Consider the following 13,860-nt stretch of genomic DNA (forward strand, 5'->3'; position numbering starts at 1 on the left):
GTAAACCAAGGGAGGGTTCTTATGAAACGAATAGGTGTATTGACCAGCGGAGGAGACGCACCGGGAATGAACGCGGCCATTCGTGCTGTCGTGCGAACAGCGGTCTACAACAAAGTGGAAGTATATGGGATCAAACGGGGATTTTCCGGATTGCTGGAAGAAGACATTGAGCCTCTCAATGTATATTCCGTAGCGGACATCATCCATCGGGGAGGAACCATCCTGCGGTCTTCCCGAAGCGAATACTTCAAGACGGATGCAGGTCAGAAAAAGGCCATCCAGGTGCTGGAGGAATTCAACATCGACAGTCTGATCGTTATCGGTGGAGACGGCTCTTTCAAAGGAGCAAGAGCCCTCAGCAACAAGGGCGTCAACACCATCAGCTTGCCGGGGACCATCGACAACGACATCGGATGCACCGACTATTCCATCGGATTTGACACGGCCCTGAACACGGCCCTGGATGCCATCGGCAAGATCCGGGACACCACCAGTTCCCACAACCGGGTCAACGTAGTGGAAGTCATGGGTCGGGATTGCGGAGAAATCGCATTGTTTGCCGGCCTGGCCGGCGGTGCGGAATCCATTTTGGTACCGGAAAGAGACTACGACCTGGATGCCATTAGCGACAAGCTGCTTCGTGGAAAAGATCGAGGCAAACTCCACAGCATCATCGTCCTGGCGGAAGGCGTGGGCAACTTTGAAGATTTTTGCAAAAAGATCGAAGAAAAAACCGGCGTATCCACCAGGGGAACCAACCTGGGATACATCCAACGGGGCGGAAGCCCTACGGCTTTCGACCGGATTTTGGCCAGCCGCATGGGATACATGGCCGTCAATTTATTGTTGGATGGAAAAACCAACCGAGTCATCGGCATCCGAGACAACAAATACCTGGACATGGACACCAACGAAGCATTGGAAATAAAGAAAGAGTTCGATATGGAAGCGTACAGGATCGCCGATGTCCTGTCCATCTAATTCGATACCATTGGAGGAAAAACGTTATATGAGAAAAACAAAGATAGTATGCACTCTGGGCCCTGCCAGCGAAACCAGGGAAATGATCCAGCGGTTGATCGAGAGCGGCATGAACGTGGCCAGGCTTAATTTCTCCCACGGCACCTACCCGGAACACAAAAAAAAGATCGACTTGGTCAAAGAAGTAAGCAGGGAATTGAATCGGCCGGTGGCTATCATGCTGGATACCAAGGGACCGGAGATCCGGATCCGACAGTTTTCCCAAGGGAAGATTCTTTTGGCAAAGGGCGACCCCTTTACTCTGACGGCAGAGGAGATCCTTGGAGACCAAACCAGAGTGAGCATCACCTACAAGAATTTGGTGCATGAAGTGGAACCGGGCAACACCATCTTGGCAGATGACGGCTTGATCCAGTTGACGGTGACACAAGTGGATGGAAATGAGATCCATTGTGTCGTCGAAAATGGAGGAGAATTGAGCAACAACAAAAGCTTGAATTTTCCGAACATCAATATCAAATTGCCGGCCATTACGGAAAAAGACAGGGAAGACATCATATTCGGGATCAAAGAAGGGGTGGACTACATTGCAGCCTCTTTTGTCCGAAGAAGAGACGACGTACTTTCCATCCGCAAGGTGCTGGAAGACAACGAAGGAGAGCACATCCACATCATCAGCAAGATCGAAAATCGGGAAGGTCTCGACAACATCGATCAGATCATTGAAGTTTCCGATGGCATCATGGTGGCCAGGGGAGACCTGGGTGTGGAGGTATCGCCGGAAGAAGTGCCTTTGGCCCAAAAATCCATCATTCAAAAATGCAATGAAGTGGGCAAACCGGTCATCACGGCGACCCAGATGCTGGATTCCATGATCCGAAATCCAAGACCGACCCGGGCGGAAGTAACGGATGTGGCCAATGCCATCTTTGACGGCACCGACGCCATCATGCTCTCCGGAGAAACGGCGGCGGGAAGATATCCGGTGGAAAGCGTGGAGACCATGAACCGGATCGCTGCCAAAACGGAAGAATCGGAAGCATTTTTACTGAAAATGGCCAGACATCGTTTTACAGGAGAGGTTTCCGTGACCAATGTTATCAGCCATTCCACCTGTTCTACGGCGGAACAGCTTCATGCTTCGGCCATCGTAACGGCCACTTCGTCGGGTCATACGGCACGAATGGTTTCCAAATTCCGACCCAGCGCACCCATCATCGCCATAACCGACGATGGGCGGGTCCAGCGCAAATTGAGCCTGGTGTGGGGAGTCCAGTGCCTTGTGACGAAGACCTTTGACAATACGGATACCTTGTTTGAAGAATCCCTCCTCATTGGAGTGGAACAAGGGGTACTCCATTGTGGAGACCTGGTGGTCATCAGCGCCGGGGTACCCTTGGGTGTAAAAGGAACCACCAACTTGCTGAAAGTACAAACCATCGGCAATGTCTTGCTTAATGGAAGCGGGATCGGGAAGAAAGGCGTCACGGCAACGGCCAGGGTGACCAAGGATCCGGATTCCATGTTCAATGAAGGGGACATCATGGTGGTCAATGGAGTGGACGAGACCAACATTCATTTTGCCAAGATGGCTTCGGGCATTATTACGGAAGAAGGGGGATACACTTCCCAGGGCGCCATTGCTGCATTGCAGTTCAAGATCCCCATCATACTTGGCGTGGACGAGGCCACGGACAAGATCCAGGACGGTAGCGTGATCACCATCGATCCCCAAGGCGGCTACATTTACCAAGGGAAGGCCAGAGTTTAGAAAAACAAAAATAAAAAAAGGACCAAGGTGCAACTCCGGAGGGAGAACTGCGCCATGGTCCTTTTCCATGTTTTTGCTTAATAAAGGGAATAGTCGATGGAGAATACGCTGTAGTTAATGTTTTGCGTGTCTTTTGTATTGTCGCCGATATCAAATACCGTAAAGTATATGGTGGTCTGATAAGGGTGAAAAACTACTCGATACCCGTAAATGTTGACGTTGGAGGCCAGCTGGGTGGCATTGTTGCCCTCCTGGTCCATGATCCAAAGGTTCTGGCTGTTGGAAGAGGAGTCGGCCCGTTCGCTGTAGACGATCTTGTCCCCCAGTCGAGTGAAGGCGAACAGTCCCAGGTAGCTGTTTTTCAATACCTTGTGGGATGCATTTTTCAGATCGTAGAGGATCAGCCGCTGCATTTCCCTTTCTCCGCTGGCACTGTACAACAACTTTCCTGCTTCTCTGGACAGTTGAAAATAAAAAACATTTTCCTGGATCATTACAGGTTCCGGATTTTGTTTCGTCAAGGATGCCAGGTACAGGTTGTAGGTTTTGGTGTCGTTGTCGTAGGCACCGAATACGGCCATATTTTCTTCTTCCCACAAATCGATCTGCATGATAGCCAGCCGCTTGCTCAATTGGTAGACCCTGCTGGTACCATCCGGTTTGGTCAAGGTGGATTCCCGGTTGACCAAGCGGATCTCGCCTCGCTGGTTGCCGTAGATGATCAGGTCATCGTTGACAAGACTGTAGCCTGGAGATATGTTTTCGTCAGAGCTGCTGATGGACTTGGTGGCGTCTCCCTCCAAGTCGCTCCATAGCAGTCGATATCTGGGTTGAAGGGCTGGGTTGCTTTCCGTATTTTCCAGATAGTAGTAGCCTTTGTTTTTGTAGTCGACAAATCCGTTGAATTGATTTTTCGTGGAAATCAAAAACGGATTGTACTGGTCCGTATCGAAATTGTAGGATCCCATGTTGAGGATCTGATCGCTGGTCGGTTGACCATCCTGCTGAAGGAGGTTTTCCGTAAAATCAGACACCAACAAATCCATGCCGTCCCGAGAGATGTCCCAAACGATGCCGTCTGTCAGCTTGCTGTTGACGCTTTCGATGGAGATGTTCATGTTGTTGTCGGATTGGATGGTAAATTCCGTGTCGGCCGTAGTCCTTTGGTCCTGAAGGATGACCGGTTCGTTTTCTTTAATGAACAAGGGCGTACAGCCTCCAGCGACGATGCTCATGATCAATATTATAATGAACAGAATTCTGGTTTTAAACATGATGGAAGTCCTTTCGTAGTAAAATACTCTCCTCCACATTGTAACGCTTTTCTGTGTCCATAATGCGCAATAGAATGTAAAAAATATGTAAAGCTCATCCCTTAAGCCGGCAGTCGGAACAAGATCATGGTTCCTTCTCCCATTTTGCTTTCTACCTGGACGTCGCCGCCATGCCTCTCCACGATGTCTTTTACGATGGCCAGGCCCAACCCGCTGCCGCCGTATTCCCTGGAGCGATCCTCATCCACCCGGTAAAAGGCGTCAAATATATGTTGCACCTGTTCTCCAGGGATGCCGGGACCAAAGTCTCGTACGGAAACCAGGATGGAATCCTTCTCTTTTGTAGCCAGCACGCGAATGATATCGCCAGTTTGAGAATATTTGATGGCATTGTCCAGAATGTTGATCATGACCTGTTTCAATCGATCCCGGTCTCCTTTGATGATGGGAAGTTCCGTACTATTGTACACGATGTCGATGTTGTATCTGCCGGATTTGATCTGCATCTGTCCGATGACGTCTTCCAGCAGTGCATTCAGATCCAAGGCGGAGAAGATCATTTGGAACTGGGTGTTTTCGTAATTTGCCAGGTCCAAAAGATCACTGACCAGTCGAAGGAGTCGTTGGCCTTCTGCATGGATGGTCTGCAAACTTTTCATCAACAGGTCCGGATTATCCACGCCCCGCCGCTGCAGCAGGTCGCTGTAACCGATGATGGTGGTCAGGGGCGTTCGCAGTTCGTGGGACACGCTGCTGATGAAGAGGCGCTGCTGGTTCTCCAATTCCACGATCTTGGTGATGTCCCGCACCACCAGCAGAATGCCGATGGTTTTCTTTTCGCTTTGGATCAGGTTGCAGTAAACATGGAGATGCTTGTTGTTGTACTCGATCTCTCTGGAGAGGTCCTTTTGTTCCCGGACCACCTGGTCGATGACATCTGCAAGGTCTTCCTTGTCGAACAAGCTTGACAGGCCTTTGCTGTCGTCGTACAGGCTCAGGATCTCTCTGGCCGAATCATTGATGATAAAAGCCTTGTTGTCCAAGTCCAAGGCAATGACACCGTCTCCGATGGAGGAGATGATGGAGGTCATCTTTTGTTTTTCGTTTTCGATCTGGGACAACTTGTCCTTGATCTGCTGGCTCATGGTGTTGAAATTTTTGGTCAGGTTTCCGATCTCGTCGTCGGCGTCATAAACCAGCTGTTGATCAAAATCACCGGCGGCCAGCTCTTTGGTGGTTTCCACCAGTTTCCGGATCGGCTTGAATATGGAGACGGAGAGCAAATGACTTACCAAAAAGACGATAATGAAGCCCACGATGCTGGCAATGGAAAACAGCAGGACGATCTGGGTAATGAGATCATCCAGGTAATCCATGGGTTGGATCAGCAGGGCGGCCCCCAGCTTCTCCGCCCCGACAAAAAGAGGCATGGCGTAATAGATGCTGCTTCGCCGGTCCGCTCTTTTGTAGACGGAAACAGACTTCCCCGTATCCAGTTCCAATGCGATTTGCACTTCTTCCAATTGCTGAAGATCTTCAGGAGCTTCCAAGTTGGCGGAGTCGGCAATAAGAAAGCCTTCCAGGTCGTAGAGGAGCACCCGGGTGTTGTTGATCCGGGAGAGGTCCTCCGAAAGGGCCAGGGCGTTGCCCAAATACGCCGATACATTTCCTCCGGCGCTGTCCAATGCCCGGATCTCCTGATTGACGTAGAACTGGGTCTCCCGTCCTTTGGCGATCAGCTGTTCCTGGGTGTTGTCGAAGTTGTAGTACATCAATCCTTGAATGACAAAGATGGCAAGAAACATCATGGTCAAAAGGACCACTACCATGTTTGCCAAAATAAATTTCGTGCGAAAGGTCAATTTCATCGATCAAAATTTCCTCATTTTATAACCTACTCCAAAAATGGTTTGGATGTATTCGTGATCCGAGTGATCGGCGATCTTTTTTCGGATCCGCTGGATATGCATGTCCACCGTCCTGGTATCCCCGAAGTAATCATATCCCCAAACTTTTTCCAGAAGCACTTCTCTGGAAAATACCTGTTCCGGACTGGAAATGAGCAGTAGCAGCAGCTCGTACTCTTTCGGGGTCAGGTGGATCTCGTCGCCTTTGATCAGGACCTTGCGCTCACTGAGGGTCACGACGATCTCGTTGTTTTCCAGCACATCCCGCTCTTCCTTGATGACCACCTGGGAACGTCGAAGCAGGGCCTTGACCCGTGCCAGCAGCTCCCGGTTGTCAAAGGGTTTGGTCAGATAGTCGTCTGCACCAAGTTCCAAGCCCAGTACCCGGTCGATGACGTCGGTTTTTGCCGTCAGCAAAATGATGGGGATGCTTTTATCGGCATTGACCCGTTTGCATACATCAAAGCCGTTGATCTTCGGAAGCATGACATCCAGGACGATCAAGTCCGGGTGAAAGGATTCCACCTTGTCCAGGGCTTCCTGTCCGTCGAAGGCACTTTCCACCACGTAGCCTTCAAACTCCAGATCCAGTCGGATCAAATCGTTGATGGACCGTTCATCATCCACTACCAATATTTTTTCGTTCAAAAGAACACCACCTTCATTCCTATTCTGACTCTATTATATATTATTTGCAGTAAAAATCGAGAAAAAACATGAGCGGGTAAAAATCGTTGACAGAATCAAGGAATTTTCTTATAATGTATGGCATATCGACAAAGACAAAGAAGAGGAATATTAAGCACAAACCTTGGTTTTAGAGAGCGGACGATGGTGAAAGATCCGTACCGGTGTTGGCTGAACCCGCCTTGGAGTTGCATGAAAACCATGCCGCAGCGATGCGTTATCAAAACAAGTGGAACATTTATTTTTGTGTTAATAAAGGTGGTACCGCGGAGTCACTTCCGTCCTTTGAGGATGGGAGTTTTTTTATTTTGGAGAAGGAGGATACAGAAAAATGGGGAAAAAGCAAAAAGTGGAAGCCATCACGCCGATGGATCAGGACTTTGCCCAATGGTACACGGATGTCATTTCCAAGACGGAGTTGGTGGACTACTCGCCGGTAAAAGGTTTTATGGTCATTCGGCCTTATGGATATGCCATTTGGGAGAACATTCAAAAGGAGTACGACAAGCGGTTCAAGGAAACCGGGCATAAAAACATGTATTTTCCGCTGCTCATTCCGGAAAGTTTGCTGAAGAAGGAAGCGGAGCACGTGGAGGGGTTTGCACCGGAAGTGGCATGGGTCACCCACGGGGGGACAAGGAGCTGGGAGAGCGTCTTTGCATTCGACCCACGTCGGAGACCATCATCTGCAGCATGTACTCCAAGTGGCTCAACACCTACCGGCAGTTGCCCTACCTGTACAACCAGTGGTGCAGTGTGGTCCGTTGGGAAAAAACCACCCGACCCTTTCTGAGAACGTCGGAATTCCTGTGGCAGGAAGGCCACACCTTGCATGAAACCTATGATGAGGCCCAGGAAGAAACCATGCAGATGCTGGACATCTATCGTTCCGTTGCAGAAGAGTTCATGGCCATTCCCATGGTGGTCGGCAAGAAAAGCGAAAAGGAAAAGTTTGCCGGAGCCTATTCCACCTATACCATGGAAGCGTTGATGCACGACGGACAGGCCCTCCAGTCGGGAACTTCCCATAACCTGGGACAGCACTTCACTAAAGCATTCGACATCACCTACCTGGATCGGGACAACAACCAGGCCTATCCCTACCATACATCCTGGGGGATCTCCACCAGGCTCATCGGTGCCATCATCATGGTCCATGGGGACGACAATGGCTTGGTCATGCCGCCGAAGATCGCACCTACTCAGATCGTGGTGTTGCCCATCGCTCAACACAAGGAAGGGGTCCTGGACAAGGCCTGGGAGGTATTCAACGGATTGAAAGACGAATTCCGGGCGGAGATCGACGATTCCGATGCCTATTCTCCCGGTTGGAAGTTCAACCAGTGGGAAATGAAAGGCGTTCCCATCCGGTTGGAGATCGGACCAAGGGACATCGAAAACGGACAATGCGTCCTGGCCAGAAGAGATACGGGGGATAAAGTGACCGTATCCTTGGATGAACTCAACGAAAAGGTTGGTCAACTGCTGGAAGAGATCCAGCAAAACCTCTTCGACAAAGCATTGGCTATGCGGGAAGAAAAAACCTCTACGGCAGTGGATCTGAAAGAATTCAAGGAAAACCTTGCAAAAAATCCCGGCTTCATCAAAGCCATGTGGTGTGGAAGCAGGGAATGCGAAGACAAGATCAAGGAAGAGACCGGCGCCACACTGCGCTGTGTACCTTTTGAGCAGGAAGTCATCGGCGAAGGCAATTGTGTATGCTGTGGGGAAAAAGCGGATCAGATGGCTTATTTCGCCAGAGCCTATTAAGAGGACGATATGGAACTGTTGAAGAAGCGGATTTTGGAGGACGGTGTGGTCATCGGGAAAGACATCCTGAAGGTGGATTCTTTCCTGAACCACCAGATCGATGTGGCACTATTCGACGAGATCGGAAAAGCGTTTAAGGAATACTTCAAGGACAAGAAGATCGACAAGATCCTCACCATTGAAGCATCCGGCATCGGTCTGGCCTGCGTGGTGGCCCAGCGGTTCGGCTGCGTACCGGTGGTCTTTGCCAAAAAGACATCAGCCCTCAACTTGAGTGCTGATGTATATCACAGTGAAGTGTATTCCTTCACCAAGCAAAGATCCTACAATGTCATGGTGTCGAAGAAGTACCTCCACCAAGGAGAAAACATTCTGGTCATCGACGACTTCCTGGCCAACGGGAAGGCGATCCTGGGCCTGAGCGACATCATCGACCAGGCGGGAGCAACCCTCCAGGGAGTGGGGATCGTCATTGAAAAGGGGTTCCAAGGCGGCGGAGACGAAGTTCGAAGCATGGGCATCGATCTGAAGAGCCTGGCCATTGTAGAGTCCATGGAAGATGGAAAGATCCTGTTCCGGGAAGAAATTTAACGGAAATAGCTTAACCAATGGGGCATATCTGTGGTATAATACCTAATGATGTGCCCGTAGCTCAGCCGGATAGAGTGCTTGACTACGAATCAAGAGGTCGTGGGTTCGAATCCCTCCGGGCACGCCATACGCCTATGTTTCAGGACTTTTCGGAGTCCTGATTTTTTTATTTTCCCACATTTATCCCACATAAGTAATTCATTAATGGTTTTTCGGATTTAACTATGAAGGAATAGAATTTTCGCAAGCCACGCCCACTTGGCATTTACCACAAGCATATCTGGGTTGAAACTTTTCGAAAGTTTCATTTAAGAATGCAGCGCAAAGATCGTGATTTTTCCCATTTTCTATGGATATTGCATCCACTGGACATTTTTTTGCGCATTCGCCGCACATGGAACAATACTCATAAATATCTTCGTATTTTCTTTTGTCTGGGGATACAGGAAGCTCCGTTACAATGCTGCCAAATCTACCGGCTACACCCTTAGAAGTAATGAGGCCTTTGGAAAGTCCGAACGTACCAAGTCCGCATACAAATGCCACGTGTCTTTCAGACCAGTTGCTTGTGTATATTCCGCCGGTTTGGTGATTGTCATCTGATTTTTGTGCATCGTTGTCATAACCAACTTTTGACCAAAACCGTTCATCTAAAGACGGAGCAATGCTTTTATAACCAGCGTTTATCAGCTCGGAACTCAGGTATTGACAAAACTTGTTGATAAAAGCCTGACCCTCGTATCGTGCATGAAGCCATTCGTTGGAAGGCCATACCAATTCTTTTTGGTTGCCTTTTTTTACATCCGCAGTAAATGGCAAGAAAAAGGAAATAACTGTTTTAGATGTTGGCAACCATTCCTGTGGAAGCATAAAATGATCTCCTATTACATTTTCGCCTTTTAGTCTTTTGAAATACACATCATCGGTAGCACCAAAAGCAAAAATAGGAGCTTCAAAGATCTTTAATTCCGCAAGATTTTTGGAAATAGCAATTTCGTTCGTTATGTAATTGCCCTCTGAGTTTTCGACATAGTTCGATGTTATTTTTATTAGATCTTGCCTGTTCATTTGATCACTCCTTTCATACTAGTATAGTACACATTTAGAAGGTTTGATAGATTACCGCATCAAACCAACGAAATATTCTGTTGTCAGTGCTGCCGATCCTTTGTAATTAAAAAGGAAAAATAAGATGACCGAATGAAGAAAATTTATCAAGACCTCACATTCCCATCCAATTCGTACTATAATGGAATCATAGAGCGAGATCGATGAAAACATATTCGGAGGTGTATATGTTGAACGAAAAAATCAAAGATTTGGTCGGAAAGATGACGCTGGAAGAAAAGGCAGGAATGTGTTCCGGGAAAGACTTTTGGAATCTAAAGGGTGTGGAACGGTTGGGGATCCCGGAAGTCATGGTGACGGACGGGCCTCATGGTCTTCGCAAACAAAAGGAAGCAGCGGATCATTTGGGACTGAATGAAAGCATCCCTGCCGTCTGTTTCCCTGCGGCTTGTGCCACGGCAGCTTCCTTCGACAAAGAGCTGTTGAAGACTATGGGGGACGCTCTGGGGGAAGAGTGCCAGGCGGAAGAGGTGTCTGTCCTTTTGGGACCGGCAGTCAACATCAAGCGAAGTCCCTTGTGCGGGCGGAATTTTGAATATTTCTCGGAAGATCCTTATTTGACCGGGAAATTGGCGTCTGCATTTATACAGGGGGTCCAAAACCATCATGTAGGCACCAGCATGAAGCACTTTGCTGCAAACAACCAGGAGCACCGTCGGATGACCGTATCCGCCAACCTGGATGAACGGACCCTGCGGGAGATCTATCTGACAGGCTTTGAGATCGCCGTGAAGGAAGCAAAACCCTGGAGTCTCATGTGTTCCTACAACAAGATCAACGGTACCTATTCCAGTGAGAACCCCTATCTGCTTACGCAGATCCTGAGGGATGAATGGGGTTTTGAAGGCTTTGTGGTCAGCGACTGGGGAGCCGTCAACGAGAGAGTGGCTGGTCTGGCGGCTGGGTTGGATCTGGAAATGCCCGGTTCCGGTGGGGAAACAGACCATCAGATCGTAGAGGCGGTCAAGGAGGGGACCCTTTCCATGGAGCTTTTGGATCAGGCAGTGGAACGGATTCTGGAGCGGGTGTTGGAATATGTGGATCACAAAAGCAAAAAGGATTACGACATGGATGCCCATCATGATCTGGCCGTATCCATGGAAGAGCAGTCGGCGGTATTGCTGAAAAACGAAAAGAACCTGTTGCCCTTGAAAAAGGGGACTAAAGTTGCTTTCATCGGGGAGTTTGCCAAGAAGCCCAGATACCAGGGTGGGGGCAGCAGCCACATCCAGGGGTATCGGTTGGACAATGCCCTGGATTCCGCCATGGAATGGGGGGATGTATTTTACGCAAAAGGATTTCCTGCAGACAAGGATGCATGGAACACCACGGACGTGGAATCTGCCGTGGAAGCGGCGAAACGGGCCCAGGTGGCGGTCATTTTTGCCGGTTTGCCGGATGTATTCGAATCGGAAGGATACGACCGGACCCATATGAAGCTACCGGATGCACAAAACCGGGTCATTGAAGCGGTACGGCAGGTACAGCCCAATACAGTTGTCGTCCTCCATAATGGTTCTCCCGTGGAAATGCCATGGGTCAATGACGTTCCGGCCATCCTGGAAATGTACCTGGGAGGACAGGGCGTGGGTCAGGCTTGCGTCAATCTGCTCTTCGGCAAGGCCAATCCCAGTGGGAAACTGCCGGAGACCTTTCCGAAGAAATTGTCGGACAATCCCAGTTATCTGAATTTTCCAGGCATGGGAGATGACGTAAACTACGCCGAAGGGATCTTCGTGGGATACCGGTACTACGACATGAAAGAAATGGACGTCCAATTTCCCTTTGGGTTTGGCTTGTCCTATAGCACCTTCTCCATTGGAAACCTTCGGATGAACAAGGAAGAGTTGGGAGCGGAGGATCTGCTGAAGGTGGAAGTGGATGTGACCAACACCGGAGATCGTGCCGGAGCAGAAGTGGTCCAGCTGTATGTTTCCGACAAGACAGGTTCTGCCATCCGACCGCCAAGAGAGCTGAAAGGATTTGAAAAAGTGTTTTTAGAGCCAGGAGAGACCGAAACCATTTCTTTTGTCCTGGACCGAAGAAGCTTCTCCTGGTACCATGAAAAAATCCAGGACTGGTATGGAGCAGATGGAGCCTACGACATTTCCATCGGTTCTTCCTCCAGGGACATTTCCCTGTCTCAGGAAGTCCGGTTGACCGGAGCCGTGTCCATTCCTCTGGAGATCCATCGAAACACCCGCATGGGTGACCTCCTGGCGGATCCCGAAACGGCAGCCTTTTTGAAGGTATACATGGAACCCTTGTTTTCCATGTTTGACAAGCCGGATGGCGGGGATGCAGAGGCCAACGAAGTCCAGGATGCATTTTTCCAGACCATCATCATGGAATCTCCCCTGCGCTCCATAGCCGGATTTGCCGGTCTCTCCCGAGAGGCGCTGGATCAGCTGATCCAGGAACTAAAGAAATAGAAGCAGGTGATAAATTGACGTCCATTGATTACTACAATGAAAATGCCAAAGAATTCATCCGATCCACCTTTCAGGCAGACATGAGGGAGTTGCTGGAGCAGTTTGCCGCCTATCTGCCTCCCGGCGCAAGGGTGTTGGATGTGGGGTGCGGATCCGGACGGGACTGCCTTTGGTTTCAGTCCCAAGGTTTCGATGTTTATGCCCATGATGCCTCCGATGTACTGGTGGATCATTGCCAGGAATTTCTGGGAGAACGGGTGATCTGTGCAACCTTTGAAGAATACCAGACGGATCTTTCCTTTGACGGGATCTGGGCCTGTTCCAGCCTGCTCCATGTCCAGAGGAAGGATCTTCCCGGAATCCTGACGAAATATGCAGGTTTTTTAAAGCCGGGCGGCGCATTTTTCATGTCTTTCAAACGACGGGAAGAGGACCACAAAAAGGATGGCAGGCATTTCACCAACATGACGGAAGATGGCCTTGCAAAACTGATTTCGGACATCCCGGGTCTGATCCTGGAGAAGATCATCATAACCAGTGATGTGCGAAAAGGACGGGAAGAGGAAGGCTGGGTCAGTGCCATTGCAAAAAGAACAAAATGAATCCAGCTTAACGTTATTGAATTAAATACATAACGATGTTATACTAAATCTAGCGCAACTAAATTTTGGAAGCAGCTACATACTATCTGGAGGAGGTATAACACGTGAAAAAAAGCATGAAAGTAATGGCATTATTGTTGATCGTACTCATGTTGGTAGGAGGTGCCGTCATGGCAAGTGGATCCGGCGACGGCAGCGGGGGAGGTCAGGACGACCCATTGATGCTGGTGTCATCCAGTATTGCCGACGGAGCAAAAGATGTGGCACTAAATGTAAAGATCCGAATGGAATTCAACAAGAATGTCACTTTTGATACGGTTCGGGCAGGAAATGCCAGCGCCATTACCGTCAAGGATGATGGCGGCAAGGCAGTGAATGCCAAAGTGGTATTGGCGGATGCCGTCAACACGGAAGAACGTAATTTTGCCAACGTGGAATTCCCGGACGGATTGAAGGCGGATACCACCTATACATTGACCATTGCTCAAAGCATGGAAAGCAAGTCCGGCGACAACATGGCGGCACCGGTAAACATCGAGTTTACGACGGCGGCTGCGGCGGCTGGCGGATCGAGCACCACATCAAATCCGACGACCGGGGATGATGGTTATGCAACTATGGCAACGACAGCAGCCTTGTTGTATGTCCTGGGATATGCTGTTTTGAAAATTCGAAAAAGACGATCGGCATGACATCAGATCCATGCAGGTGCTTGCA

The 13,860-nt window shown here is 49.5% G+C and carries 10 protein-coding genes, 1 tRNA gene, 1 pseudogene and 1 other annotated feature; of the genes and pseudogenes, 8 read left to right on the top strand and 4 right to left on the bottom strand.

What is annotated here, in order from left to right:
* Nucleotides 1-21 precede the first annotated feature (21 nt).
* Nucleotides 22-981 (top strand): 6-phosphofructokinase, encoded by a 960-nt coding sequence (gene pfkA, locus J0B03_RS08325; RefSeq protein WP_207299159.1) that lies wholly within the window; start codon nt 22-24, stop codon nt 979-981.
* 28 nt (nt 982-1,009) lie between these two features.
* Nucleotides 1,010-2,752 carry a pyruvate kinase gene (gene pyk / locus J0B03_RS08330; protein WP_207299160.1) on the top strand — a complete coding sequence of 581 codons (1,743 nt, stop codon included), beginning with the start codon at nt 1,010-1,012 and terminating at the stop codon, nt 2,750-2,752.
* A 77-nt stretch (nt 2,753-2,829) separates the two neighbouring features.
* On the opposite strand, the gene J0B03_RS08335 is transcribed toward pyk, so the two are convergent.
* The 3 genes from J0B03_RS08335 to J0B03_RS08345 all read right to left on the bottom strand — a co-directional run bounded on the left by J0B03_RS08335 (nt 2,830) and on the right by J0B03_RS08345 (nt 6,581).
* Complete coding sequence (locus J0B03_RS08335) at nt 2,830-4,026, bottom strand: hypothetical protein (protein ID WP_207299161.1); 1,197 nt, start codon at nt 4,024-4,026, stop codon at nt 2,830-2,832.
* Nucleotides 4,027-4,127: 101 nt separating this feature from the next.
* Nucleotides 4,128-5,894: an ATP-binding protein gene (locus J0B03_RS08340; RefSeq protein WP_207299162.1), complete on the bottom strand. Its 1,767-nt coding sequence runs from the start codon at nt 5,892-5,894 to the stop codon at nt 4,128-4,130.
* A 3-nt stretch (nt 5,895-5,897) separates the two neighbouring features.
* Nucleotides 5,898-6,581 (bottom strand): response regulator, encoded by a 684-nt coding sequence (locus J0B03_RS08345; protein WP_207299163.1) that lies wholly within the window; start codon nt 6,579-6,581, stop codon nt 5,898-5,900.
* Nucleotides 6,582-6,709: 128 nt separating this feature from the next.
* Nucleotides 6,710-6,909 (top strand) — a binding site (T-box leader).
* 42 nt (nt 6,910-6,951) lie between these two features.
* On the opposite strand from J0B03_RS08345, the pseudogene proS reads away from it, so the two are divergent.
* From proS to J0B03_RS08360, 3 genes and pseudogenes are all read left to right on the top strand, one after another.
* Nucleotides 6,952-8,390, top strand: a pseudogene (gene proS / locus J0B03_RS08350) (proline--tRNA ligase).
* Between the two features lie 9 nt (nt 8,391-8,399).
* Nucleotides 8,400-8,981: a xanthine phosphoribosyltransferase gene (locus J0B03_RS08355; protein ID WP_207299164.1), complete on the top strand. Its 582-nt coding sequence runs from the start codon at nt 8,400-8,402 to the stop codon at nt 8,979-8,981.
* 50 nt (nt 8,982-9,031) lie between these two features.
* Nucleotides 9,032-9,108: transfer RNA gene (locus tag J0B03_RS08360), tRNA-Arg, on the top strand.
* 95 nt (nt 9,109-9,203) lie between these two features.
* On the opposite strand, the gene J0B03_RS08365 is transcribed toward J0B03_RS08360, so the two are convergent.
* Nucleotides 9,204-10,049, bottom strand: coding sequence for a 4Fe-4S binding protein (locus J0B03_RS08365; RefSeq protein WP_207299165.1), 846 nt, complete (start codon nt 10,047-10,049; stop codon nt 9,204-9,206).
* A gap of 227 nt (nt 10,050-10,276) precedes the next feature.
* On the opposite strand from J0B03_RS08365, the gene J0B03_RS08370 reads away from it, so the two are divergent.
* The 3 genes from J0B03_RS08370 to J0B03_RS08380 all read left to right on the top strand — a co-directional run bounded on the left by J0B03_RS08370 (nt 10,277) and on the right by J0B03_RS08380 (nt 13,835).
* Nucleotides 10,277-12,541: a glycoside hydrolase family 3 C-terminal domain-containing protein gene (locus tag J0B03_RS08370; RefSeq protein ID WP_246798111.1), complete on the top strand. Its 2,265-nt coding sequence runs from the start codon at nt 10,277-10,279 to the stop codon at nt 12,539-12,541.
* A gap of 14 nt (nt 12,542-12,555) precedes the next feature.
* Nucleotides 12,556-13,143 carry a class I SAM-dependent methyltransferase gene (locus J0B03_RS08375; RefSeq protein WP_207299166.1) on the top strand — a complete coding sequence of 196 codons (588 nt, stop codon included), beginning with the start codon at nt 12,556-12,558 and terminating at the stop codon, nt 13,141-13,143.
* A 104-nt stretch (nt 13,144-13,247) separates the two neighbouring features.
* Entirely contained in the window at nt 13,248-13,835 is a 588-nt protein-coding gene (locus J0B03_RS08380) for an Ig-like domain-containing domain (protein WP_207299167.1), read from the top strand.
* The last annotated feature ends 25 nt before the right edge of the window (nt 13,836-13,860 follow it).

It is taken from the genome of Alkalibacter rhizosphaerae (assembly GCF_017352215.1).
Lineage (GTDB): Bacteria > Bacillota > Clostridia > Eubacteriales > Alkalibacteraceae > Alkalibacter > Alkalibacter rhizosphaerae.

Excerpts from the sequence above, each read along its gene's own strand:
- pfkA (WP_207299159.1), top strand. The coding sequence starts at position 22 with ATGAAACGAATAGGTGTATTGACCAGCGGAGGAGACGCACCGGGAATG.
- pyk (WP_207299160.1), top strand. The coding sequence starts at position 1,010 with ATGAGAAAAACAAAGATAGTATGCACTCTGGGCCCTGCCAGCGAAACC.
- J0B03_RS08335 (WP_207299161.1), bottom strand. The coding sequence starts at position 4,026 with ATGTTTAAAACCAGAATTCTGTTCATTATAATATTGATCATGAGCATC.
- J0B03_RS08340 (WP_207299162.1), bottom strand. The coding sequence starts at position 5,894 with ATGAAATTGACCTTTCGCACGAAATTTATTTTGGCAAACATGGTAGTG.
- J0B03_RS08355 (WP_207299164.1), top strand. The coding sequence starts at position 8,400 with ATGGAACTGTTGAAGAAGCGGATTTTGGAGGACGGTGTGGTCATCGGG.
- J0B03_RS08365 (WP_207299165.1), bottom strand. The coding sequence starts at position 10,049 with ATGAACAGGCAAGATCTAATAAAAATAACATCGAACTATGTCGAAAAC.
- J0B03_RS08370 (WP_246798111.1), top strand. The coding sequence starts at position 10,277 with ATGTTGAACGAAAAAATCAAAGATTTGGTCGGAAAGATGACGCTGGAA.